This is a genomic window from Streptomyces sp. NPDC002809, from assembly GCF_040295435.1.
GTDB lineage: Bacteria > Actinomycetota > Actinomycetes > Streptomycetales > Streptomycetaceae > Streptomyces.
Genome location: NZ_JBEOVJ010000016.1, coordinates 106,106 through 129,122, shown reverse-complemented (window position 1 = coordinate 129,122; position 23,017 = coordinate 106,106). Strand labels below are relative to the sequence as shown.

Genomic DNA, 23,017 nt, shown 5'->3' with positions numbered 1-23,017 from the left:
CAGACCGCGATGAGTGTGTCGGGGGTGATGCCGGTTGCGCGGAGGTGGTGGGCGAGCTGGTTGGCGCGGTTGTTGATCTGTGTGTAGGTCCACTGCTGGTCGCCGTGGGTGACGGCGATGGCGTCGGGGTCGGTGGTGACGCGGTCCTCGATGAGGGAGTGGATGGTCGCGGTATCGGGGTAGGGGCCGCTGACCCCGTTCCAGTCGACCAGGATTTCCTGCCGCTCCTGCACCGTCAGCATGTTGAGTTCGGACAGGTGGGCGTCGGGGGTGGCTGCGACGGAGGCGGCCAGCGTGCCGAGGTGGCCGGCCATCCGCTCGATCGCCGCCCGCTCGAACAGATCCGTCCGGTACTCCAGAACAGCACGCAGTCCGTCCGGCGACTCGACCGCCGTGAGCGTCAGGTCGAACTTGGCCACACCCCGCTCGATCTCCACCTGCTCGACGTCCGTGCCCGCCAGCGCCCAGGCCTCGCCGTCGGCGCTACCCGGCGCCTGAAGGACGAACATGGTCTGGAACAGCGGGTTGCGCGACAGATCCCGCTCCGGCGCCACCTCCTCCACCAGCCGCTCGAACGGCAGGTCCTGGTGGTCGTACGCGCCCAGGGCCGTGTCCTTCACGCGGTCGACCAGCTCGGTGAACGTCGGGTCGCCGGACAGGTCCGTCCGCATCACCAGCGTGTTGACGAAGAACCCGACGACGTCCTCGATCTCGGCCCGGTTGCGGCCCGCGATCGGGGTACCCACGGCGATGTCGTCCTGGCGGCAGTAGCGGGCCAGCACGATCTGGAACAACGACAGCAGCGCCATGAACATGCTCGCGCCCTGTCGCCCCGCAGCCTTCCGCAGCCCCTCCGCGACCTCGTTCGGCACGGTGAAGGTCACCACGTCGCCGGCGCCGCTCATGTGTGCCGGACGCGGGTGATCGGTCGGCAGCTCCAAGGGCGTGGAGTGGGCGAGACGCTCGCGCCAGTAACCGAGCTGCCGCTCCAGGGCCGGTCCCGTGAGCTGATCGCGCTGCCAGGAGGCGAAGTCCGCGTAACGAACGGGTAGTTCCGGGAGTGTGGGCTCGCGCTCGGCCAGGACCGCGGCGTACAGCTCACGCAGCTCGCGCGCCAGGATGCCGGAGGACCAGCCGTCCGACACGATGTGGTGCACCGTCAGCAACAGGTAGTGGTCGTCCTCCGCGAGACGTACGGCGTCCGCCCGCAGGGGCCGGCCCGTCGTGAGGTCGAAGGGGCGGGTCGCCTCGGCGCGCAGCACCTCCTGGCCGCGTTCCTCGGCGTGGGCGTCGCCCGTCAGGTCGTGCACCGTGACCTCGACCGGCCAGGGCGCGGTGATCACCTGCCGCGGTGTGCCGTCGTCGTCCGCCGGGAAAGCCGACCGCAGCACCTCGTGCCGGGCCACCAGGCCGGACAGCGCCGTCTCGAGTGCCGAGACGTTCAGCGGACCCCGGACACGCAGTGCCATCGGCACCAGGTAGTCGGCGCTTCCGGGGGCCAGGCGGTCCAGGAACCACAGCCGCTGCTGTGCGAACGACAGCGGCAGCGGTCCGTCGGCCTCATTGGCACCGCGTACGATCCGGTCCGCGTCCGCTCGCCGTCGCATACGGGACAGCAGCCGCGCCTCGATCGAGTTCTCGCCCATGATGATGTCCGTCCTCTTCTATGTGTGTGGGCAACGGGTCTCTGCGTGTGGGCAGCGGGCCGCTGAGTTCAGGAGGCCTGTTCCTGTTCGTTTTCCTGCGCGTCGAACAATTCGATGAGCTGTTGCTTGACACCGGTGACCGTCGGCGCCTGGAAGAGCCGGCGAAGGCCGATACGGACTCCGGTCACCGCCTCGACGCGGTTGACGAGCTGAATGGCGAGGAGGGAATGCCCGCCGATGTCAAAGAAACCGTCGTGGATTCCGACCTTCTCGAGTCCGAGCACCGCGGCCATGATCCCGGCGATCTCCGCCTCGATCTCGTCCCTGGGCTCCACGAACCCCGCCGCGATGTCACTTTCGTCGGGGGCCGGCAGCGCCGCGTGATCGACCTTGCCGTTCCGGTTGAGCGGGAGTTCCGGAAGGATCACGAACGAGGACGGCATCATGGCCCGGGGCAGCCGCTCGGCAGCCCACCCGCGCAGCGCTCCGGCGTCCGCCGTACCGCCCGGCACGGGTACGAAATAGGCCACAAGTCGCTTGTCGCCGGGCGTGTCCTCGCGGACGGCCACCGCACACACCCCGACTGTGTCGTGGGTCAGCAACACCGCCTCGATCTCGCCGAGTTCGACGCGCACACCGCGCAGCTTCACCTGCCGGTCGATGCGGCCCAGCAGGTCGAGTTCGCCGTCGGCGGTGAAGCGGCCGACATCTCCGGTGCGGTACATGCGGCCGCCGTTGAACGGGTCGGGTACGAAGCGTTCCGCGGTGAGCTCGGGCCGCTCGTGGTAGCCGCGCCCCACGCTGTCACCGCCGAGATACACCTCGCCCAGCACCCCCGTCGGCACGGGGCGGCGGTCCGGGTCGAGGACGTACACCGTCTGGTTCACCATGGGGCGTCCCGCGAGGACCGGGCCCCCGGGATCGGTGCGCGAGGCCCGCCAGTACGTGGTGTCGACGGAGACCTCCGTCGCGCCGTACAGGTTGACCAGGTCACCGGGGAAGCGGTCGAGAAAGCGGGACACCAGCGTCGGCTGGAGGGGCTCACCGCTCGCGAAGGCGTAGCGCAGGTGCGCGCAGTCATCGGGCAGTGCCTGCGAGACGAACAGGTCCAGCAGGCTTGGGACGAAGTGCAGGCCGACCACGCGATGCGCCCGCATCAGCCGCGACACCTCGGTCATGTCCAGCCGGTCGGAGCCGGGAACCAGCACGACCGTCGCGCCCTGCCACAGCGGCCAGAAGATCTCGTACGCCGACACGTCGAAGGACAGCGGGGTCGCCTGGAGGAAGCCCTCCCCGGGGGTGAGCGGGAAGGCCTGCTGCATGCCGGCCAGGTAGTTCACCACGCCGCGGTGCTCGATGCGGACACCCTTCGGGCGGCCTGTCGAGCCACTGGTGTAGATCAGATAGGACAGGTCGCCGGGGCCGGCGACGGGCTCCGGAGCGGTGACCGGAAGGGAGTCCGGCAGGTCGGCAGCGCTGTCGACGGTCAGCAGTCCCAGGCCCTCGGGCAGCAGCCCGGCGTGTGCGCTGTCGGTGATGACCAGCGGTGCACCGGAATCCTCCACCAGGTACGCCAGCCGCTCCGCCGGATGCTCCGGGTCGAGCGGTACGTACGCCGCGCCCGCCTTCAGGATGCCGAGCAGCGTCCACACCAGGGCGGGGGAGCGCTCCAGGCAGACGCCCACCGGCACGTCCGGCCCGATCCCCGGCTCGGCGCGCAGCCGGTGCGCCAACCGGTTGGCGTGCTCGTCGAGTTCGCGGTAGGTCAGCTGGTCGCTGCCGCACACGACGGCGATGTCGTCCGGGGCGAGAGCCGCGCGAGCCTCGAACAGCTCGTGCAGGGTGGCCGCAACCGGGACCGGAGCCTCGGTCGCGTTCCACTCGGTGAGGATCCGGTGGCGCTCGTCGGCGCCCAGCATCTCCAGTTCGGACAGCACGGTGTGCGGGTGCGCCGTGGCCGCGTCCAGCAGGTGGGTGAAGTGGTTCACGAGCCGTCGTGCGGTGGCCTCGGTGAACAGGTCGCCGGCGTAGACGACGGCGCCGTTCAGTGTGCCGTCGGCTGCCTCGGCGAGGTACATCGACAGGTCGAACTTCGCTTCACGGACCGGGGACTCGATGGGTTCCGCCGTCAGGCCGGGCAGACTCCAGGCGTCCGCGCCGGGCGTGTTCTGGAGCGCGAAGAGAGTCTGGAAGAGCGGATTCCGGGACAGGTCACGGTCGGGTGCCAGCTCTTCGACGAGGCGCTCGAAGGGCAGGTCCTGGTGGTCGTACGCGCCCAGTGCCGTGTCCTTGACGCGCGCCAGCAGATCGGTGAACGCCGGATCGCCGGAGAGGTCGGTGCGCAGGACGAGCGTGTTGACGAAGAAGCCGATCAGGTCTTCGGTCTCGGTCCGGTTCCGGCCGGCGATGGGGGTACCCACCGCGACGTCCCGTTGTCCGCTGTAACGCGCCAGCAGGAGTTGGAACACCGACAACAGGGTCATGAACATGCTCGCGCCGCCTTCGGCGGCCACCGCCCTGGCACGTGCGGCGACGTCGGCGGGAACCGAGAACCGGACGACTTCGCCCTTGCCGGTGCGCTCCGCCGGCCGTGCGTGGTCCGTCGGCAGCTCCAGCGACTCAAGGCCCGCCAAACGGCTGCGCCAGTAGTCGAGTTGCTGTTCCAGCGGTGCGCCGGTCAGCCAGGCTCGCTGCCACAGCGCGTAGTCGGCGTACTGCACCGGCAGCGGCGCGGGCACCGGCCCCTTCTCCAGGGCCGCCGCGTAGAGTGCGGACAGCTCACGTACCAGCACGCCCACGGACCAGCCGTCGAAGGCGATGTGGTGCACTGTGATCGCCAGTACCGCTTCCTCATCGCCGAGGCGCACCAGTTCCGCGCGCAGCAGGGGGCCGGCGGTGAGGTCCACCGGGCGCAACGCGTCCTCGGCAAGGGCCGCCGCACAGGCATCTTCCCGGGCCCGGGCGTCGGCGACGGCACGCAGATCCCGCACCAGGACCGTCACCGGCAGCTCCGGGGAGATCGACTGGACCGGGGAGCCCGCCTCGTCCGTGCCGAACCGGGTGCGCAGGATCTCGTGGCGGGCGACCAGCGCGGTGAAAGCGGTGTTGAGTGCGTCCACGTCGAGCAGGCCGTGGACGCGGTAGGCGAAGGGAAGCAGGTACTCTGCCCTGCCTGGCTCCAACTGGTCCAGGAACCAGAGGCGTTGCTGGGCGAAGCTCAGTGGAATCGGGTCACCGTCGCGCCGCACGGCGCTGATGCGGGAGATGCCGACATCGTCGAGGTCCGCCACTGCCGCAGCCAGCAGCGCGGGGGTGGGTGCGCTGAACAGAGTCCTCACAGGGACATCGACGCCCAGCTGCCGGCGCAGCCGCGACACGACCTGTGTCGCCAGCAACGAGTGGCCGCCCAGCGCGAAGAAGTCGTCGTCGACGCCGACGGCGTCAATGCCGAGAACCTGTGCCCAGACCTCGGTGACCGTCCGCTCGGTCGCGGTGCGCGGAGCCGTGTACGCGGCGCCCAGCTCGGGCCGGTCGGAGGCGGGTGCGGGCAGTGCGCGGCGGTCCGTCTTGCCGTTCGGCGTGAGCGGGATCCGGTCCAGGGGGACGAACGCCGCGGGCACCATGTAGTCCGGCAGGTCGCGCTGGAGGTGGGCGCGCAGCGTGCCTGCCTCGACGGCCGGGTTCGCGACGACGTACGCCACCAGCCTCGGGTCGCCCGGTACGTCCTCGCGCAGCAGGACGGTGGCGAGAGTGACCGACGGGTGGGTGAGCAGCGCTGCCTCGATCTCACCGAGCTCGATGCGGTAGCCGCGCAGCTTGACCTGGTTGTCGCCTCTGCCGACGAACTCCAGATGCCCGTCCGGGTGCCACTTCGCAAGGTCGCCGGTGCGGTACACGCGCCGTGGCGTGCCGTCCACGTCGACCACCGTGAACTTCTCGGCGGTCAGTTCCGGCCTGCCCAGATACCCGCGGGCCAGGCCGGGGCAACTGATCCACATCTCACCCGGGACGCCTACCGGGACGGGCCGGCCGTGGCGGTCCACCACGAACACCTTCGCGTTGGCGACCGGGCGCCCGATCGGCACGTGGTCGCCCGGCCCGGTGATCCGTGCCGTCGCCGCCTCCTGTGCCGCCTCGGTCGGCCCGTAGCCGTTCACGAGCGGTACCGAGGTGTGACGGAACCACTGGCGTACCTGCTCCCGCGGGAGCGCCTCACCGCCGAGCCGCACCAGACGCAGGTGAGGGCCGACGGCGTCCGGCCCGTCGAGCTGGGCGGCCAGCGCGCCGAACGCCGACGGGGTCAGCCAGGCGACCGTCACCTCGTTGGTCCGCAGCGCCTGCCCCAGCATCCCCGGGTCCCACGCGTCGTCGCGCAGCACCAGGGAGGCGCCCGAGACGAGCGGCGCGAACAACTGCCCCACCGAGGAGTCGAAGGAGATCGACGCGAACTGCAGGACCCTGTCCTCGCAGGTGAGGTCCAGCTGTCGCCGGGTCTCCCGCATGCGCGCGCGCAGGGCGCCGTGGGTGATCTGGACGCCCTTCGGGCGCCCTGTCGAACCGCTCGTGTAGATCACGTACGCCAGATCGTCCGGCCCCGGCTCCGGCGCGGAGCCGTCACGGGGGCGGGTGGGAAGATCCGACGGCCAGGTGTCCTCCAGCAGCAGGAGCGGCGTATCCGCGGGCAGCCGCCCGGCGTGCGAGGACTGTGTGACGATCAGCGGGGCCCCGCTGTCCCCGACCATGTAGGCGAGCCGCTCGGTCGGATACGTCGGGTCCAACGGCACATACGCGGCACCTGACTTGAGGATGCCGAGCAGTGCGCTCACCATGTCGGTGCCCCGGTCCACGCAGAGGGCGACCAGGGTCCCGGGACCCGCTCCGCGCTCACGCAACAGGGCGGCGATCCACTCGGCCCGCTCGTCCAGCTCCAGATAGGTCAGGTGATCCGAGCCGCAGCTGAGGGCACGGGAGTTCGGGCGCTCGGCTGCCCGGTCCTCGAACAGGCGGTGCACGGTGACGGCGTCGGGGGAGTCGGTGTCCGCGCCGTTCCACGAGGTGAGGATCTCGCGCCGCTCCGCAGGCGTCAGCATCTCCAGGGCGGACAGCCGGGCGTGCGGAGCGCGGGCAGCCGCACCGAGCAGGGTTTCGAAGTGTCCCGCGAGCCGCGCCATCGTGGCTTCGTCGAAGAGGTCGGTGGAGTAGACGATGGTGCCGTCCAGACCGCCGTCGGCAGCCTCGGTCGCGTAGAAGGAGAAGTCGAACTTGGATTCCTGTGCGGCCAGCTCCAGTTGGCGGATGCTGAGGCCGGGCAACTCCCAGGAGTGGCCGTCGGGAGTGTTCTGGAGGACGAACATGGCCTGGAACAATGGGTTCCGCGACAGCTCCCGCTGCGGCGCCAGTTCCTCCACCAACCGCTCGAAGGGCAGGTCCTGGTGGTCGTAGGCGCCGAGTGCGGTGTCTTTTACGCGGTCGATGAGCTCGGTGAACGTCGGGTCGCCGGACAGGTCGGTCCGCATGACCAGTGTGTTGAGGAAGAAGCCGACCATGTCCTCGATCTCGGCGCGGTTGCGGCCGGCGATCGGGGTGCCCACCGCGATGTCCTCCTGGCCGCTGTAGCGCGACAGAACGACCTGGAACACGGCGAGCAGCGTCATGAACAGGCTCGCATGCGTGTCGTGCGCCAGCCTGCGGGCCCCGTCGGCGGTCGCGGCGGGGATGCTGAAGGTGAGCATCGCCCCGTTGCCGCTGCGCAGCGCCGGGCGTGTGCGGTCGGTGGGGAGCTCCAGGGGTTCGACGCCCGCCAACTGTGCACGCCAGTAATCCAGCTGATCGGACAGCACCTCACCGGTGAGCCATGCACGCTGCCAGACCGCGAAGTCCGCGTACTGCAGCGGCGGTTCGGGCAAGCCTGCGGGTACGCCCGTGACCCGCGCGGTGTACAGCGTGGTGAGCTCCCGCGAAAGTACCCCCACCGACCATCCGTCGAAAGCGACATGATGAATCGTCAGGGACAGCAGGTGATCCTCTTCGTCCAGCCGGATAAGCAGGGCGCGGATCATCGGCCCGGTGGCGAGGTCCATCGGCCGGAAGCCCTCGGTGCCCACGAGCGCGAGGGCGGCCTCTTCCCTGGCGTTGCCGTCCGTGACGGACCGCAGGTCGTGTACAGCCATCGGTAGGGTGCGGGGCTCGTCGACGATCTGCCCGGGGGTACCGTCCTCGTCGGTGACGAAACGGGTCCGGAGCACCTCGTGCCGTGCGACCAGCTCGGACAGCGACGCCTCCAGCGCCGGCACGTCCAGCGGACCGCTGATGCGCAGCCCCATGGGAATGAGGTACTCGGCACGGCCCGGCTCCAGTTGATCCAGGAACCAGAGGCGGCGCTGCGCAAACGACAGGGGCAGAGGCCGCCCGTCCCGGGCGGCCGGAGGGATCGCGGAGGTGTCGCCGGAGGCGGACGACGAAGCCAGGGCATCCGTGCCATCGGCCAGGCCCTCGTCGCCCCCGTCCAGAGACTCGAACAGCCGGCGGGTCCGTTGCATGGCCTCTTCGGCGAGGAACGAAGCCACGGCCCGTACGGTCAAGGGGCCCGATACCAAAGGTGCCTGGAAGTCGGAGCCGAACTCCTCCGCCACCCGGCGGGACATCTCCGCCAACTGCTCGCCGGTGCCGCCCAGCAGGAAGAAGTCGGACTCCGCCGTCAGCACCTCGGTGCCGAGGACGGACCGCCACACGTCGGCTATCCGGGCCTCGGCCGGCGAGAACGGCTCACGCCCCGCTTCCCGGCCGGGTGCCGGCGCCGGGGGCACCATCGGATTCGTAGTCATGCGTCCACCAGTTCCTCGTCGTCGACCCGTAACGGAAGGCCCTCGGATGCTCAGCCGAGTTCGATGCTCGCAGAGCGATCTTGACGAGATAACTGGTTACTTCTGCCCGGAGAACATGGGCACTTCTGCCCGTACGACGCAGCTCCGGGTGCCCCGGAGCTGCACGGTGACCACGCTGTTCTCAGGCCGCGGCGTGGACCGAGGGCTCCTCGTGCGGCAAGGCACTCGCCGCCGCGCTCGCCGGACCGGCCCCGGCCATGTCGTCCGCGGCGTCGATGGTGGAGGGTTCGGACACCGTCTGCTTGCGCATCCCGGACCATTCACGGCTCATGCCGGGAAGAGCAATGGCGACCAGATACAGCCCGCCCACGATCCACAGCGCCGCCGACGTGCCGGTCAGGGTCACCAGCCCCGCTCCCAGCAGCCCGCCGAACGGGATTCCCGCCCAGGTGACCGCCTGGGCAAGTGTCTTGACCCGGCCCAGCAGCGGTGTCGGGATCAGCTCGTACGTCACCGCGCCCACGATCGGGTTGACGAAGCCGGAGCCGAGCCCGCCCACTGCGAGCACCGTCAGCACCAGCCACAGCGGCGCACCCAGCGCCATCGCGGCGAACCGGGGCAGGCCGCCGAGGGCGAAGCCGATCAGGTAGACGGTGCGCCGCGGCAGTCGCTCGGCCACCCCGGCGGCCACCAGCGCGGCGATGATCGACGTCGCTGCGAAGACACTCACCACCAGGCCGATGGCTGCCGCGCCGTTGCCCGACTCCTTCGCCCACACCGGCAGCAGTACCGACATGAACGCCTGGTCCAGGAGGTTCGTCACCGCCAGCATGAGCACGATCGACCGCAACAGCTTCGCGTCTCGCAGGAAGGCGGCACCCTGGCGCAGTTGAGAGAGGTAGCCGCCGCTCTCCTCGACCGGGGTTTCGTGCGGCTCGGGCACCGGGTCGGTGAGCGTGGTCGAGACGATCAACGCCGACACCGCGAACAGCGCGGCGGTGATCCACAGCGCGTACAGGCTGCCGAAGGCAGTGACGACCACGCCCGCGAGGGCCGGCCCGACGGTGGTCGCGGTCCGCTCGACAGCGGCCGAAAGACCGGTGCCCCGCTCGATGGGAACGCGAGCCGCGCGGGTGGCCGACGGTACGAACAGCCCCTTGGCGCCGTTGGCCGGCCCGTCGGCCACGCCGACGACCGCGAGCAGGGCCAGGAGCACTCCGAAGGGCAGGTTGCCTGTCAGGTAGAGCAGCGGGGCGGTGGCCATCGCGGCGGTGGACATGAGGTCGCCCGCCACACTGATCCGCTTGGGGCCGATACGGTCGATGATCGGACCGGCCAGTGCCTGCGAGATCACGTACGGCACTATCTGGCAGAAGGCCACCAGACCGGTCTTGCCGACACTGCCCGTGGTTGTCAGGACGAACCAGGGCAGGGCGATGGACAACACCCTGTTGGCGGAGAGCGCCGCCGCGTTGGCCGACAGCATGCCGACCAGACCGCGCAGGACCCTGGGGCCCGCCTCCGGCGACGTTGCCCGTGCGCCGTTGTCCGCCGCCGTGCTGGCGGCTCCGTGCTGAGTGGCCATCGTTCTACTCCATGTCGCTGGGCTGGATGACTTGCCGGTCCTCGCTGGTCGGGAACAACTGGAACTGGAAGGAGACGCGTGCCGCGTCCTGCGGCACCTGCGCGTCGGCCTCCGCTGCGGCGGACGTGCGCCGGCGGAGCAGGGCGTGGATCTCCGCCGTCAGCTCCTTGGCGTCGGCCGGGGTGAGGGTGAGCGCGTAGTCACCGAAGTCCTGGGCGTCGCGCCACTGGGGCGTGAGTGCGGGGGTTGCCTCGATCGCAGCCGTCATGGCTCCGGACCAGACCCGGCCGAGGGCCTGGAGGTATGCGATGCCGAGCCCCTCGCTGCCGTTCAGCACCTCGTTGTCGGGCGCGACGGTATTGGCATGCGCTGCTTGCCACCACCGCTCACGCCGCCCGCCCCGCGAGGGCGCCTCCGTGATGAAGCCGTACTCCGCGAGTTGGCGCAGGTGGTAGCTGGTCGCCCCGGTGTTCAGATTGAGCCGCCGAGCCACGGTGGTAGCCGTGGCCGGGCCCTCCGTCCGCAGGCTGGTGAGGATCTGGACCCGCAGTGGATGGGCGATGCCGCGCAGGTTACGGGCGGTCAGATGTACCTGTGAGGGCTGCTGCGGTAGTTCCATGAGGTTCAAGCTAGACCACACAGAAGTCTGTGCATAGGAGTTGATGCACGTAAGTGTGTGCAGTTTGGTGCCTCCGGTTGCGACGCTCTGCTCTATGTCCACGCCCCAGAACCGGTCTGGCTTGGCACGGTACGAAGAGACCTGGGCCCGCAGATGGTGGCTCGGACCGAGCTGTCAGGTGCCTACCACGGCAAGCACAACCTGTTCCTTGAAGCGGCTGGAACTGCCCTCAGAGTTGGCGGCTACGAGGAGGCGCCGGCCCGGCGAGCGGGGCTGCGCTTGCAGCGTCGCCGGCCGTAGCGGTCTTGCTGACTGTTTCGGAATGCCGTCCAGCGGAGAGGCCGGCGGCCCATGGAAAGATCTCTTCAGCCACGGGCTCAGGGGAGATGACGCCGTATGGAACGGATTGGGGCAGCACGAGACCTCGTGCTCGGTTACGTCCGCGCTCTGAACGCGATTGATGAGGCCATGAGAGTGGCGATCCCCTCGCTGGAGCGACTGGCAGACGTCCTCGGCCTGGCCCGGTCGCGCCGGATCAGGCGGAGCGATCACATCGGCGCCTACTCCTACACGGTTCATGGGGCAGGCTGCCGCTTCGTCAGTGACAACGGTAGCGAGGTCGATGTGGACTTCGCGGCCGACGGGAGTGAAGTCTTCGACCTCTGGCGGCTGCGCTGGTACGGGCTGAGCCTGCCGGATCCTGTTGACGTCACGGATGAGGAAATGCGGTCCGCGGCGCGGTCGCTGCAACAGCTTCTGACCGAGGTGCGGCCGGGGTGGTTCAGCGTGGCCAGCTGAACTTTTCTGGGTGAGGTTCGTAGGCGGCGGAGGCTTAGAGATGGCCCGCTTTCGGCCGAACAACTCCACTCGGTCCAGCAGCTGGCCGCCACTGCCGCTGAGGCTGTACGGAATGACCGCACTGTTCTCGTGCGCTGCCACTCCGGCTACAACCGTTCCGGCCTCGTGGTCGCACAGACCCTGATCGAGCTGGGCGAGAACTCCACCACCGCCATTGCGCTCATCCGGCAGAGACGATCGCCATGGGCCCTGAACAACCAGACCTTCGAGCAGTACCTCAGCACGGGGCTCGACGTCGCCTACCTCCTGGCCGGACTCGAAAGCCACAGCTGACTAACAGCGGCAGAGGTACAAGAACAAGCTGAGCGGAGGGGGTGGAACTCGGTCTCAGGACGCGTAGCCCGAGGGTGCCGCCGACCCTGCGGTGACCTTGCGTCGGCGGTCGTGCAGGAGTGATAACTGGATTGTCCGTAGCGGTTGGTGGGAGTGCCGCAGTCGGCGCAGGGGCGCGATGTGCCAGGGCAGACAGTTCAGGCGGTGTGCTGCCTGTTGCCGTTGGACGAGTTCGCGGATCAGACGGCGTTCTTGGCGGGGGAACCGGTACAGGTGAGTGGGTACTTCGTCCCAGGTGTGTGTGGAGCTTCGGGTGTCGTCGAAGATGTGGGTGCACTCTCCGTAGCGGCAGCGCGTGTCGAGGGCATCTCCGGTGAACGTGACTTCCCCGTCGCCGGGCTGGTCGGGCTTCGTCGGTGTGCTGTCCAGGTGGTGCGAGGATCTCGCGCCAGCGGGCCCTGTCCTGTTCCTTGCCCGCACCGCGACCTGGTCCTTTCAGGACCGCACCAGTGCCGAGTTCAGCCGAGGGCCGTGGCGAGTATGGGCTGGAGGAGATCCCGCGACCATGGAAGGGCTCGACTGCATCGACTTCAAACCCCCAGGCGCGGGGCGCGGGCGGCCAGCAGACGCAGGACCTCCTGGACCCAGCGGCGCACGGTGGAGGCGGAGATCTGGTTGCCGCCGGTCATGTCGGAAAGCCGCTGGTCATAGCGGAGGACGGCAAGCACGGCTGTCAGCTTGTCGCCGTCCGATGGCTCAAATGACTTGGCCGCCCGGAGCCCCGCGACGACGCGACCGCTAATGGGGATACGCGACTCGATCGTTGTGTAGGACAACGTCGGCGAGCTACGGCTTCACCGTTCGTGGTCGTAGTCAGCCGCCCCCGTAGTCGGTCCCGGCACCCGCGCAGGGGCTAACGACGGACTGCCCATTTCACCAGCGCCGGACAGGGAGGGCCACCCGCAGAGGTCGATTCAGTGGTTCTCGATCAGCGTCCAGTCGATGACGTCCTTGCCAGGGCACCGAACAGCGGGTCGATGTGCCTGTACTTTTCATGGTGGCGCTGGGCCGGTAGAAAATCAGGTCCTTCCAGTTGCGGATGCGCGGGAGGAGTTCGATGCCGAGCATGTGCGCGAGCCCGAAGACAGGCAGCGACTGGCGAGCGTCTCCGCCACGGTGGTGCAGGCGATCCGGACAACGGAGCGCAGGTCGGCGTCCGGCGTGCCGGCGCGACTCAGCACAGCCAACGACTGAGTGACTGCGACGACGAACACGGCGAGGTCATTCACCTCTTCGGCATCAATCTCAGAGGTCGACAGCGCCGCGCTCACGAGCTCTCGCTGGTTGCCGAGCAGGGCTTGCACATGGGTACGGCTGTGCGCGGTCAAAGTCGGCGACTGCAAGGCCGACTGCGCGATGAGGCATCCATCGGGTACCGCCGGGTCGGCGATGCGTTCCAGGACGACACCGAAGAACGCCTCCACCGCGCGGACCGGCTCATCGGGATGCGTCGCGAGCGCCCGCTCGTACCGAGAGCCGTAGATCGACGCATAGCGATCGAGGCACTGGCGGAACAAGGCGTCCTTGCCGCCGAAGGCTCCATAGAGCGACCCGCGGCCGAGCCCGGTGGCGGAGCCGAGCAAATCGAGTGAGGCATCCGCGTACCCCCGCTGCCAGAACACCTGCATCGCCCGGTCCAGGGCCGCGTCGACATCGAACTGCTTTCGACCCGACATGCCACACCTCCCGTGTCGCGTCTGTTCCTTTTCCTGTGATCCTACCAAGGTCTTGGAACGATCAGTCAAAGTATCTTGGATCGATCGGTCAAGGATCGTGTACGGTCGATCTCATGGTTTCCACCTACGAGAGGAAGGGCCGTCGTGATTACTGACAGTGCGCTGGAGACCACGCCGGAGATCGGCCCGTCGACCGCCGCGGTACGGGCACCCGTCGGATTCTGGTTGGTGGCCGCGGTGTACGCCCTGGTCATGCTGGGTGGGACGTTGCCGGTTCCGCTGTACGTGTTCTGGGCGCCGCAGATGGGCTTCGGGCCCTTCACGACGACGCTGGTGTTCGCCACCTACGCGCTCGGCACCGTGCTCGCGTTGGTGGTGTTCGCGTCCCTGTCCGACCGAGCGGGCCGTCGTCCGCTGCTGGCGTCCGCCGTGCTCGCGGCGGCCGCCAGCACGGCGCTGTTCCTCGTCGCCCGGAACGTCGAGACCTTGCTCGCGGCGCGCTTCATGTGCGGATTGGCCACGGGTGTGTTCACCGCCACGGCGACAGCGGCGCTGGGCGAACTCGCCGGAGGACGCCACGCCAGGCGGGCATCGGTCGTGTCCACCGCGGCGAACATGGGCGGGCTGGGGCTCGGCGCCATCGTGGCGGGGGTTTTCGCGCAATTCGGCGGGAACCCCACGCACCTGGTGTTCTGGGTCTATCTAGCGGCGCTGCTTCCCGCGCTCGTCGCCGTCGCCGTCGTCCCCGAGACGGTTGCCGTCCGTCATCGCCCCGTCCTGTCGGTACGCCGCCCGGCCCTCCCCGGGGAGCGGGCAGGCCGGGAGGAGTTCCTCCGTGGGGCAGCCGCTGTCTTCGCGGCGTTCGCGGTGAGCGGGCTGTTCTCGTCGTTGGTTCCGTCGTTCCTTCGCGAGCAGCTGCACGTGGCCGATGTCGCGGCCGTCGGCGGCGTGGTCGGCCTGCTGTTCATCGTCGCCCTGATCGCGCAGTTGGCCGCCCCGGCGCGGTGGTTGTCCAGGCGGTGGCCAGCGCCTGCGTTCCTCGTCGAAGGCATGGTGGTGTTCGAGATCGGGCTCTGGACACGGTCATTGCCGCTGTTCATTGCCGGGACGCTCCTGGCGGGCACCGGTATCGGACTGGCGTTCCGCCGGGGCGTCGAAGCCGCTCAACGTCTCGCCGATCCGGAACGCAGGGCGGATCTGCTCGCGACGTACTTCCTCGCCGCGTACGCCGGAACGATCGTGCCCACCCTGGCCCTGGGCCTCCTCGGCCAGGTGATCAACACGGACATCGCGACATTGTTTCTCGCGGTCGGCGTCGTTGCCGTAACCCTCGCAGCCGCGCTGGGTCGCCGCACCGGCCCGATCACCCATTCCGTCGGCCGGACCGGCCGGCACTGACTCCCGCACATCCGCTCCCCACGAAAGAGGACCGTCATGAGCTCATCTTCGACCGAATCGCTCTCGCCCGAGGGCCCGGGCTCGGTCTCCCGGGCACCGAACCTTCCGTCAGGATTCACCGACATCTTCACCAGCCGGTTCGTCGACACCGGCGAGCTCCGCCTGCACGCTGTCACCGGCGGCAGCGGACCTCCGCTGCTGCTGCTGGCCGGGTGGCCTCAGACCTGGTATGCGTGGCGTCTTCTGATGCCCGCCCTGGCACGGGACTACCAGGTCATCGCGGTCGATCCGCGTGGCGTAGGACTCTCCGGCAAACCTCTTGCCGGGTACGACACAGGCACGCTCGCGGGCGACATGGTGGCGCTGATGGCCGTGCTCGGGCATCAGAAGTTCGCCATGGTCGGTCACGACATCGGGATGTGGACCGGCTACGCACTGGCCGCAGACCATCCGGACCGGCTCGACCGGCTGGCCGTCGCCGAGGCGGCCATCCCGGGCCTGTCCCCGTCGCCGCCTCTGTTCGGGAGCCAGGACCTCAGCGATCGGCTGTGGCACTTCGGCTTCAACCGGCTCGCCGAGGTGAATGAGCTGTTGGTCAGCGGACGGGAACACCTCTTCTTCGCCCACCAGTTCGCCTCTAAGGCGGCGCGCCCGACAGCTCTGCCGGGCCATGCCGTCCAGGTCTATGTCGATGCCCTCGCTGCCAGTCCCGAGGCACTGCGGTCCAGCTTCGAGTTCTACCGCGCACTCGACACGACGATGGAGCAGAACGAGCGGCGCAGAAGTCGCCGGCTGGCGCTTCCCGTCCTGACTATTGCGGGAGCGGAGAGTTCGGGCGAACTGGTCGGGACCACGATGCGGCTCGCCGCCGACGACGTGGAAAGCCTGATCCTGCCCGACTGCGGCCACTACCCCGCCGAGGAGGCACCCGAGGCCATGCTGGCGGCATTGACCGTGTTCCTGGCTCCGTACCGCGACGGGCGAACCGCGAACTAAGACCGACCGGCAAATGGTGTGGCCGCTTATCGGCGGAGGGTGCCGGACGTGGGGCAGGCACGGGCCTGCGTGATCATGGAGTTCTCTGCGCTCAGCGATCACACGGAGGACCTGGGCCTGCGGTGACATCTTGCCTGCTCGAACCCAAGGCCAGGGAGTTAAGGGTCCGGCGCGATTGTCAAGAGGGCGGTCGCGCTGGGAATGAAGATCCACCACCCTGAAAGTTGCTGGTCAGCGGCGCTGGTGTGAGTGCGGTGGTGCTGCTAGGGGTGGTCGGGGGCGAGATCTTTGCCAGGTGATCGTCCGTCACGGGTCTGTTTCCCCGGGCTCCCGGTGCCGACGGCCGCTTCTTCGTAGGCTCCGTCTCGGAGAGCCGGTCCGGGAGGGGAACAGGGATGGCGGACGTGCTGACGTGGGCGATGGAACAGCGATTTCAGCTGAGGGAGCATGCTGAGGTGCTGCGCAAGGAGCTGGCCGGATCGAGGCGCAGGTGGCCCGGCTGGAGGCCGCCGAAGTGGTGTTCGGGCAGTGGGCCGAGGAGACCGACTGCGGGCGGCGGTCGTCGGGCATCGTGGAGCCGGAGCCGGAGCCGGAGCCGGAGCCGGAGCCGGAGCCGGAGCCGGAGCCGGAGCCGGAGCCGGTGAGGGTGGTGGCCGGTCCGGGTGCGGGTGGGATGCGGCTGGTCCCGGACCGGGGGGATGGGAGTGGAGGCCCTGACCTCGGAGTATCGGCGGATCATGGAGATCGTGACCGACGCGGACGGGCCGGTGATGGCCAAGGACATTGCGAGGGCGCTGGGTCGTGAGCTCACGCAGGGGAAGGTCGAGCCGGTCCCAGGGCAGTTGCGCGAACTCGCCGGCCGGGGCTGGCTGGCCCGCACCGGAGCGGGCCGCTACCTGCCCCGCTGACCGGCCGGAATGCCAGCGGACCGGCTAATTTCTGCCGTAACGCGAGGGCCCCTAGCGGGTGTTGGTGAATCTGTGACGAAAAACCAGCCCGCCGAGGGCTCTCACCCTGCTGTCCACCAGGTCTCACTTCCGGTGCCGAAGCGGACCCTCGACCTCGTCGGTGACCTGATACGCCGTGAACGTAATCGGATGGGCACCCGCTGGCGCAAGGTCCCTGCGGGAACCCAGGCGTTGATCGTGCTTGTCGTCCTCCGCTATGACCAGCGGCTTTCCGACATGGCCGGCGGCAACCAGATCTCCGCCTCCACCGTGCGCCGCTGGGTCCAGGAGGTCCTGCGTCTGCTGGCCGCCCGCGCCCCGCGCCTGGACCGAGCTCTGAAGAAGACCGCCAAGAAGGGCGGAGTTGTCGTCCTGCTCGACGGCACCCTGATCCGCACCCGACGCCGCACCGGGACGGAGAACCGCAAGAACTGCAGCGGGAAGCACAAGTCCCATGGCCTGCTGTTTTCTCGCGCTGGCCGACGAGAAGGGCACTCTGATCTGGATCTCCTCCGCCCGGCCCGGCCGGTCCAGCGAGATCACCGCCGCCCGCCACGACAAGATCACCGCACACCTCCGCAAGACCGGCCTCGGCGCCCTGGCCGACCTCGGGTTCGTCGGCCTGGACGACGAACCCGACGACCACCCCGTCATCGCCGGCCGCAAGGCCACCCGGAACCACAAGCTCACCGAAGCGGAGAACGAGGCTAACCGCCATGCTCAGCCGCGAACGCGCCGCCGTCGAGCATGGCTTCGCGAACTTGAAATCCTGGCGCATCCTCACCAAGGTCCGCATGAGCACCCGCCACGCGACCACCCTCCTGCGGGCCTCCTCGTCCTCGCGAACACCGAAGTCCAGAGGTGACCGACGATCTCCCCGCAACGATCATGACGCCGACCGGGGCGAGTACGTCACTCCTGCCCCACACCAGCCCCCTGACCTGCAAAATCAGGATGAAAAGTTCTCAATGAGTTCCCGCGTGTTCCAGGGGTCGTCGTCCCAACAGGCGCCGGTGCGACGGGAAAGGCCAAGTAGGAAGCCGCCTCGCCCGACCGGAGCGATGTTCCTCACAAACATTGAACGGGGGTGCCGGTGTAAGGTCGAGACCGCCCTTGACCTGCACAAAGCAGGCAGGGAGCCGTCTTCGAGGAGTCCACAGTGCTGCGCACTCTGTTCAAGTCAAAGATCCACCGGGCCACCGTGACCCAGGCCGACCTGCATTACGTCGGCTCCGTCACGATCGACGCCGCGCTGATGGAGGCCGCCGACCTGCTGCCGGGCGAGCTTGTCCACATCGTCGACATCGACAACGGTGCCCGCCTGGAGACGTACGTCATCGAGGGCGAGCGCGGCTCCGGTGTCATCGGGATCAACGGCGCGGCAGCCCACCTCGTGCACCCAGGTGACCTGGTCATTCTGATCAGTTACGCGCAGGTCGACGACGCCGAGGCGCGCGGACTGGTTCCGCGTATCGTCCATGTCGACGCGGAGAACCGGATCGTCGAGCTCGGTGCCGACGCCTCCGCACCCGTGCCGGGTACCGACACCGAGCGCAGTCCGCACGCCGTGCCCGCGGCGCGCTGAAGTGCCTCACTGAGCGAGGGAGTATCTCCATGGCAGAGCAGGCCGGACAGACCGGACGGGTCGTGCCCGACATCCGTGACGACAGGGCGGCGGGCAAGTTGCTCGCGTACGTCGACGGCGAGGCCGCCGGGATCATCGTGTACTTCGTGCTGGACGGGACGCCCGCGGCGCTCGTCGCCGTGCACACCGTCGTCGAGCAGGGGCACGAGGGCAAGGGCATCGGCGGTTCCCTGGTCAAGGAGTTCTACGCCATGGCGGCCCGCGAGGGTGTCCCCGTCGTCCCGCTCTGCCCGTACGCGGCGAAGTGGGCGTCGCGCCACCCCGACGAGGCCCCCGAGGCCCCGGTGGAGCTGGTGGAGCGGGCGAAGAAGGAGCTCGCCGTTCACCCCGAGCTCTACTGAGGCCTCGGCAGGTGCCCGCGTCACGGCCGATGGCTTCCTCGTCCGAGGCGGCGCGGTTCCGGACGCGGGCCGGGGTGCCGGTAGCGTGTCGCGGATGAGCCTCGCACTCCTGCACACCTCTCCGGTCCATGTCCCGGTCTTCGACGCCCTGCGCGACGCCCACCACCCCGGTCTCGTCCTGCGCCACCTCGTGCACAAGGACCTGCTCGACCGGGCCGGCGTGCAGGGGCCGGAGGCGGTGACGGGCGACGTCGAGGCACTCGTCGCCTCTGCAGTAGCCGACGGGGCCACCGCAGTGCTCTGCACCTGTTCGACCATCGGTGCGGTCGCCGAGTCCGCCGGGGCGCGGCTCGGTGTCCCGGTCCTGCGCGTCGACCGGCCGATGGCGGCCGCTGCTGTCGGCGCGGGACGGGTCGCCGTCCTGGCGGCGCTCCCCGCCACCCTGAAGCCGACCTGCGCGTTGCTCGAGCAGGAGGCGGAGCGGGCCGGGGAGGCGGGCCTGGAGGTGCGCACCGTGCTGGTCGACGGCGCCTGGGAGCGCTTCGAGGCCGGTGATCATGACGGGTATCTGGATCTCGTGGCGGCCGCGGTCGACGCCGTGACGGAAGCCGATGTGATCGTGCTGGCCCAGGCCTCCATGGCGGGCGCGGTCACTCGTACGGCCACCCGCATCCCGGTCCTGTCCAGCCCCCGGCCGGGTCTGGACGCCGCGGCCGCCGCGGCCGCGCACTGACGCCCTCACCGGCGACAGCCGGCGGGCGCCGGGTGACCGCGTGGACGAGGCAGTGGGCCGGCCGGAGCATCCGCAGCCCGGACGTGTGGGCTCGCCGGGCGCGGGCAGCCGCTCCGGGAGACGGTGGAGGAGATCCACCCCGATTGTTCGGAGGCCCGAGATGACCCACCCGTTCCCCGACCCGGTACCGCCGGCGCCCACTCCCGGACCGCTGCCGGGCCCGCCCCGGCCGCTGCCGGAGCCCACTCCGGTGCCGCCCGGCCCGGGGCCGACGCCGCCCGTGCCCACGCCCCCGGGCCCGGCGCCCGACCCGATCCCGCAGCCGCCCGCGCCGAACCCCGAGCCGGTACCGCCGCCCGAGCCGGAACCCTCACCGGTCGGCTGACCGCACCGGCGCCTGCGGCCGAGGGGCTCAGCCCTCGGCCAGTACGGCGTTGGCGCGGGCCGTGAGTTCGGTCAGTATCCGGCCTGCCGCCGCCATGTCCTCGGCCGGCAGGTCCGCGTACAGCCGGGCGGTGATCGTGGCGATGCCGGCCCGCTGCGCACGGTGCGCCTCCTTGCCCGCGGCCGTCAGGGCCAGCCGTGCCACGTCGGCCGACCGCTCCTCCAGCAGCCCCTGTGCGAGCAGTCCGGACAGGGCCGCTTCGGCGGTCGTGGTGTCGACCTTCAGCGTGGAGGTCATCCGCTCGACCAGCCGGTCGCGCTCGATGATCCCGTCGCTGTCCGCCGTCGCGTTCAGTGCGACGGACTGGTGGAAGGTGGCGCCTGTCTCCGCCAGCAGCCGTTCCAGAACGGCGCGCGTGGCGTAGTGGGCCTGGCCGATGACCTGGCCGTTGACGCCGGGTGCGGTGGTCATGATGACTCCTCGGTGGATGGATCGATGGCTGGGGGAACCGGCGCGTCGAGCAGTGCTGTCAGCGTCCGGGTGAACGCCTCGGTGTCAGGTCCGTCCAGACCGCCCAGCGGTGCGAGCAGTCCGTCGACGAGCCGGCGCACGATCTCGACCGCGCGGTCGGCGACCGCGAGGCCTTCGTCGGTCAGGGACAGCTGGACGGCCCGGGTGTCGGCGGGGTCGGTGGCCCGCTCGACGAGCCCGGAGGCTTCCAGGCTGCGTGCCAGCTTCGAGACATAGAGCGCTTCGAGCCCGGTGTGGTCCGCGAGTGCGCGCTGACTCGGCCGCAGCCCCGCCCGCTGCATCCCGAGCAGGGATCCCAGCAGTGAGTACTGCGCGTGTGTCAGCCCGAGCGGTCCCAGTGCCCGGTCGATGGACACCCGCCATTTCATCGACAGGCGCCAGACCAGGAAACCGGGGGTCGGACCCTCAGGTGCTTTGCTCATGACAGATACAGTACATGGATACTATGTACATGGCTACTAAATGGTGGCGGGCGGCTCGGCGACCGCCCGTGAGGGGGTCAGGAGTGCAGGCGCAGCAGGGCATCGGCATGCGCCAGCCCGCTCTCCGCGACGATCGAGTCCAGCGACTGGGCGTCGCGTACCGGAGCGAAGCGGATCGCCGGCCCGTCCTGCCCCGAGCCCGCCCCGGTGCTGAATCCGTACACAGCGGGCCGCGGCAGGCTGTTGTAGGCCCACGGCGTGGAGAAGTAGTACGCGCCGGTGTCGTACAGCACGACGTAGTCGCCTGCCCGTAGCTCGGGCAGCTCCCGGGCGTGCGCGACGACGTCTCCCGCGAAGCAGCACGGGCCCGCGATGTCCTGGACAAGCGCCGGTCCCGTCTTCGGGAGCCCGTCGGCGTCGAACGCGCCGACCCGCAGGGGCCAGGCGTCAGGCATGAAGACGGTACGGGTGGCGGTCTGCGCGCCCGCGTGGGTGAGTGCGATCCGGCGGCCCCCGGCGTCCTTGGTGTACTCCACCAGCGCGCCGATGAAGCCGTTCTTGGCCAGCAGCGACCTGCCGAACTCGGTGACGAGCTCGTACCGCCCGTCGAACAGCCCCGGCACCGCTCCGCGCAGCGCGGCCGCGTAGGCCGCGAACGTGGGGCGGACCGTGTCGTCGGCGAAGTTGACCGGCAGGCCGCCGCCGATGTCGAGACCGGTGATCTGCCGACGGCCGAGTGCGGTGTTGATCTCCTCGGCCAGCCCGTACGTCTCACCGATGCCCGCCGTGATCAGCTCCAGGGAGCAGCCCTGCGAACCGACATGGGCGTGCAGGCGAGTGAGCCACGGGTGCGCCGCGAACGCCTCCACGACCCGCTTCCGCGCGCCGGGATCGCGCAGCGCCACGCCGAACTTGGAGGTGGCCGTGGCCGTACTCATCGCATCGATGGAACCGCCCCCGACCTGGGGATTGACCCGGAGCCCGATGGCGGACACCGCGTCAGATGGCCGCAGTGCGGCGATCCGGTCCACCTCGTCGAGGTTGTCGGCGTTGAGCGCCACCCCGAGCGCCAGCGCCATTCGGATCTCGTCACGCGTCTTCGCGGGGGAGTCGAGGACGATCTTCGACGGCGCGAACCCCGCGTCGAGCGCGATGCGCAGTTCACCAGGGCTCGCGACCTCGCAGCCCATGCCGCAGTCCGCGAGGAGCCGCAGCACGGGCACGAGCGACGCGGCCTTCGCGGCGAAGGTGTGGAGCACTCCGGGGACCTCGGCGAACGCCTCGTGGAGGGCGGCGACCGAGTCGCGTACCCCGTCGGTGTCGACGAATCCGGCGACCGGGCAGGACTCGCCGAGCAGCCCGCCGGCGACGGCGTGGCGGACCGCGGCCGCGACACGCACGGAGGAGGACGGGGCGGATGGGGACGGAACGGAGGAGGGCGGGGAAAGGCTCATGGGATCGGAGTCGGTGATGGTCGCCCCACAGTCTCTGCCCGGCAGGACAGCATCGGTGCAGGCTCTTGTCCGGACGGTCAACGGACCGTACGGACCATATGGACCGGAGCCAAACCTATCCGCTGAGGTGTACCGCGAGCGTGATGAGCAGCCGGGTGTCGGAGTCGTCCAGGTCCACACCGAACCGCTCCCGGGCGCGCCGCGGCCGGTACCCCGGCGCGGTGGCGGCCACCGGGCCCGCACCGGCCGTGAAGGGGACGCCACCGGGCAGCGACGCGGCCGGCATCCCGGGCTCGCGGCATCCCGGGCTCGCGGCCCCGCGGGCCAGGCGCAGTGCGTCACGTTCCTGACCTTCGCCGACGGGAAGCTGGGCGAGCAGCCGGTCGCCGTCGTGCAGCACCTGGACCGAAGGGCGGTAGGGGCACGGCGTGCGGCGCGAGGACATCGAGGGTGCGGTCGCCCACGGCCGGCTCCGGACCGTGCCGTTCGAAGACGACCGCCGGGCAGGTCGCCGCACCGGGCGACAGGCCCAGGGGCCAGGGATCAGGCATGGGCGCGGCGTTCCCGTCCCGCGCAGCAGGACGTGCGTTGCCGGCTCCCGGCTCCCGGCGGCAGGCCGCTCCG

At 69.8% G+C, this 23,017-nt stretch carries 18 protein-coding genes and 2 pseudogenes; 9 read left to right on the top strand and 11 right to left on the bottom strand.

Annotated features, from left to right (window positions below; genetic code table 11):
• The 4 genes from ABT025_RS13415 to ABT025_RS13400 form a co-directional block, all read right to left on the bottom strand.
• Nucleotides 1–1,646, bottom strand: a 1,646-nt coding sequence (locus ABT025_RS13415; protein WP_350993268.1) for a condensation domain-containing protein, incomplete at its 3' end; no start/stop codon positions are given.
• Between the two features lie 68 nt (nt 1,647–1,714).
• Nucleotides 1,715–8,470, bottom strand: a complete 6,756-nt coding sequence (locus ABT025_RS13410) for a non-ribosomal peptide synthetase (RefSeq protein ID WP_350993266.1) — start codon at nt 8,468–8,470, stop codon at nt 1,715–1,717.
• Between the two features lie 181 nt (nt 8,471–8,651).
• Nucleotides 8,652–10,055: an MFS transporter gene (locus tag ABT025_RS13405; RefSeq protein ID WP_350993264.1), complete on the bottom strand. Its 1,404-nt coding sequence runs from the start codon at nt 10,053–10,055 to the stop codon at nt 8,652–8,654.
• Between the two features lie 4 nt (nt 10,056–10,059).
• Complete coding sequence (locus ABT025_RS13400; protein WP_350993262.1) at nt 10,060–10,674, bottom strand: helix-turn-helix domain-containing protein; 615 nt, start codon at nt 10,672–10,674, stop codon at nt 10,060–10,062.
• 396 nt (nt 10,675–11,070) lie between these two features.
• On the opposite strand from ABT025_RS13400, the gene ABT025_RS13395 reads away from it, so the two are divergent.
• Nucleotides 11,071–11,472 carry a DUF6896 domain-containing protein gene (locus ABT025_RS13395; protein WP_350993260.1) on the top strand — a complete coding sequence of 134 codons (402 nt, stop codon included), beginning with the start codon at nt 11,071–11,073 and terminating at the stop codon, nt 11,470–11,472.
• Nucleotides 11,473–11,601: 129 nt separating this feature from the next.
• Complete coding sequence (locus ABT025_RS13390) at nt 11,602–11,805, top strand: hypothetical protein (protein WP_350993258.1); 204 nt, start codon at nt 11,602–11,604, stop codon at nt 11,803–11,805.
• A 590-nt stretch (nt 11,806–12,395) separates the two neighbouring features.
• Here ABT025_RS13390 and ABT025_RS13385 read toward each other — a convergent pair.
• The 3 genes and pseudogenes from ABT025_RS13385 to ABT025_RS13375 form a co-directional block, all read right to left on the bottom strand.
• Complete coding sequence (locus ABT025_RS13385) at nt 12,396–12,533, bottom strand: hypothetical protein (protein ID WP_350993256.1); 138 nt, start codon at nt 12,531–12,533, stop codon at nt 12,396–12,398.
• Between the two features lie 249 nt (nt 12,534–12,782).
• A pseudogene (locus ABT025_RS13380) lies at nt 12,783–12,999 on the bottom strand (Tn3 family transposase); the annotation flags it as partial.
• A pseudogene (locus tag ABT025_RS13375) lies at nt 12,963–13,541 on the bottom strand (TetR/AcrR family transcriptional regulator); the annotation flags it as partial. The pseudogenes ABT025_RS13380 and ABT025_RS13375, both read right to left, overlap by 37 nt.
• Before the next feature lie 237 nt (nt 13,542–13,778).
• Between ABT025_RS13375 and ABT025_RS13370 the strand changes: the two are divergent.
• The 7 genes from ABT025_RS13370 (at nt 13,779) to ABT025_RS13340 (ending at nt 19,601) form a co-directional block, all read left to right on the top strand.
• Nucleotides 13,779–14,939 (top strand): MFS transporter, encoded by a 1,161-nt coding sequence (locus tag ABT025_RS13370; RefSeq protein WP_350993252.1) that lies wholly within the window; start codon nt 13,779–13,781, stop codon nt 14,937–14,939.
• Between the two features lie 36 nt (nt 14,940–14,975).
• Entirely contained in the window at nt 14,976–15,935 is a 960-nt protein-coding gene (locus ABT025_RS13365) for an alpha/beta fold hydrolase (protein ID WP_350993250.1), read from the top strand.
• A 737-nt stretch (nt 15,936–16,672) separates the two neighbouring features.
• On the top strand, nt 16,673–16,843 hold the full coding sequence (locus ABT025_RS13360) for a hypothetical protein (RefSeq protein WP_350993248.1): 171 nt from the start codon (nt 16,673–16,675) through the stop codon (nt 16,841–16,843).
• A gap of 493 nt (nt 16,844–17,336) precedes the next feature.
• Complete coding sequence (locus ABT025_RS13355; protein WP_350993246.1) at nt 17,337–17,747, top strand: hypothetical protein; 411 nt, start codon at nt 17,337–17,339, stop codon at nt 17,745–17,747.
• Nucleotides 17,748–18,041: 294 nt separating this feature from the next.
• Complete coding sequence (gene panD / locus ABT025_RS13350; protein WP_350993244.1) at nt 18,042–18,467, top strand: aspartate 1-decarboxylase; 426 nt, start codon at nt 18,042–18,044, stop codon at nt 18,465–18,467.
• A 29-nt stretch (nt 18,468–18,496) separates the two neighbouring features.
• Nucleotides 18,497–18,868 carry a GNAT family N-acetyltransferase gene (locus tag ABT025_RS13345; protein ID WP_350993242.1) on the top strand — a complete coding sequence of 124 codons (372 nt, stop codon included), beginning with the start codon at nt 18,497–18,499 and terminating at the stop codon, nt 18,866–18,868.
• Nucleotides 18,869–18,962: 94 nt separating this feature from the next.
• Nucleotides 18,963–19,601 carry an aspartate/glutamate racemase family protein gene (locus tag ABT025_RS13340; protein ID WP_350993240.1) on the top strand — a complete coding sequence of 213 codons (639 nt, stop codon included), beginning with the start codon at nt 18,963–18,965 and terminating at the stop codon, nt 19,599–19,601.
• 412 nt (nt 19,602–20,013) lie between these two features.
• On the opposite strand, the gene ABT025_RS13335 is transcribed toward ABT025_RS13340, so the two are convergent.
• From ABT025_RS13335 to ABT025_RS13320, 4 genes are all read right to left on the bottom strand, one after another.
• Nucleotides 20,014–20,457, bottom strand: a complete 444-nt coding sequence (locus ABT025_RS13335) for a winged helix DNA-binding protein (protein ID WP_350993238.1) — start codon at nt 20,455–20,457, stop codon at nt 20,014–20,016.
• Nucleotides 20,454–20,939, bottom strand: coding sequence for a MarR family winged helix-turn-helix transcriptional regulator (locus ABT025_RS13330; RefSeq protein WP_350993236.1), 486 nt, complete (start codon nt 20,937–20,939; stop codon nt 20,454–20,456). Before ABT025_RS13330 ends, ABT025_RS13335 begins: the two co-directional genes overlap by 4 nt.
• 77 nt (nt 20,940–21,016) lie before the next feature.
• Complete coding sequence (locus ABT025_RS13325) at nt 21,017–22,393, bottom strand: type III PLP-dependent enzyme domain-containing protein (RefSeq protein WP_350993234.1); 1,377 nt, start codon at nt 22,391–22,393, stop codon at nt 21,017–21,019.
• Between the two features lie 115 nt (nt 22,394–22,508).
• On the bottom strand, nt 22,509–22,838 hold the full coding sequence (locus tag ABT025_RS13320; protein WP_350993232.1) for a helix-turn-helix domain-containing protein: 330 nt from the start codon (nt 22,836–22,838) through the stop codon (nt 22,509–22,511).
• Nucleotides 22,839–23,017 lie beyond the last annotated feature (179 nt).

What these genes read in the sequence shown, in the direction of transcription:
- ABT025_RS13410 (WP_350993266.1), bottom strand. Translation starts at nt 8,470, where the DNA reads ATGACTACGAATCCGATGGTGCCCCCGGCGCCGGCACCCGGCCGGGAA.
- ABT025_RS13405 (WP_350993264.1), bottom strand. Translation starts at nt 10,055, where the DNA reads ATGGCCACTCAGCACGGAGCCGCCAGCACGGCGGCGGACAACGGCGCA.
- ABT025_RS13400 (WP_350993262.1), bottom strand. Translation starts at nt 10,674, where the DNA reads ATGGAACTACCGCAGCAGCCCTCACAGGTACATCTGACCGCCCGTAAC.
- ABT025_RS13395 (WP_350993260.1), top strand. Translation starts at nt 11,071, where the DNA reads ATGGAACGGATTGGGGCAGCACGAGACCTCGTGCTCGGTTACGTCCGC.
- ABT025_RS13365 (WP_350993250.1), top strand. Translation starts at nt 14,976, where the DNA reads ATGAGCTCATCTTCGACCGAATCGCTCTCGCCCGAGGGCCCGGGCTCG.
- ABT025_RS13360 (WP_350993248.1), top strand. Translation starts at nt 16,673, where the DNA reads ATGGAGATCGTGACCGACGCGGACGGGCCGGTGATGGCCAAGGACATT.
- ABT025_RS13355 (WP_350993246.1), top strand. Translation starts at nt 17,337, where the DNA reads ATGGCCTGCTGTTTTCTCGCGCTGGCCGACGAGAAGGGCACTCTGATC.
- ABT025_RS13345 (WP_350993242.1), top strand. Translation starts at nt 18,497, where the DNA reads ATGGCAGAGCAGGCCGGACAGACCGGACGGGTCGTGCCCGACATCCGT.
- ABT025_RS13340 (WP_350993240.1), top strand. Translation starts at nt 18,963, where the DNA reads ATGAGCCTCGCACTCCTGCACACCTCTCCGGTCCATGTCCCGGTCTTC.
- ABT025_RS13335 (WP_350993238.1), bottom strand. Translation starts at nt 20,457, where the DNA reads ATGACCACCGCACCCGGCGTCAACGGCCAGGTCATCGGCCAGGCCCAC.
- ABT025_RS13330 (WP_350993236.1), bottom strand. Translation starts at nt 20,939, where the DNA reads ATGAGCAAAGCACCTGAGGGTCCGACCCCCGGTTTCCTGGTCTGGCGC.
- ABT025_RS13325 (WP_350993234.1), bottom strand. Translation starts at nt 22,393, where the DNA reads ATGAGCCTTTCCCCGCCCTCCTCCGTTCCGTCCCCATCCGCCCCGTCC.
- ABT025_RS13320 (WP_350993232.1), bottom strand. Translation starts at nt 22,838, where the DNA reads ATGTCCTCGCGCCGCACGCCGTGCCCCTACCGCCCTTCGGTCCAGGTG.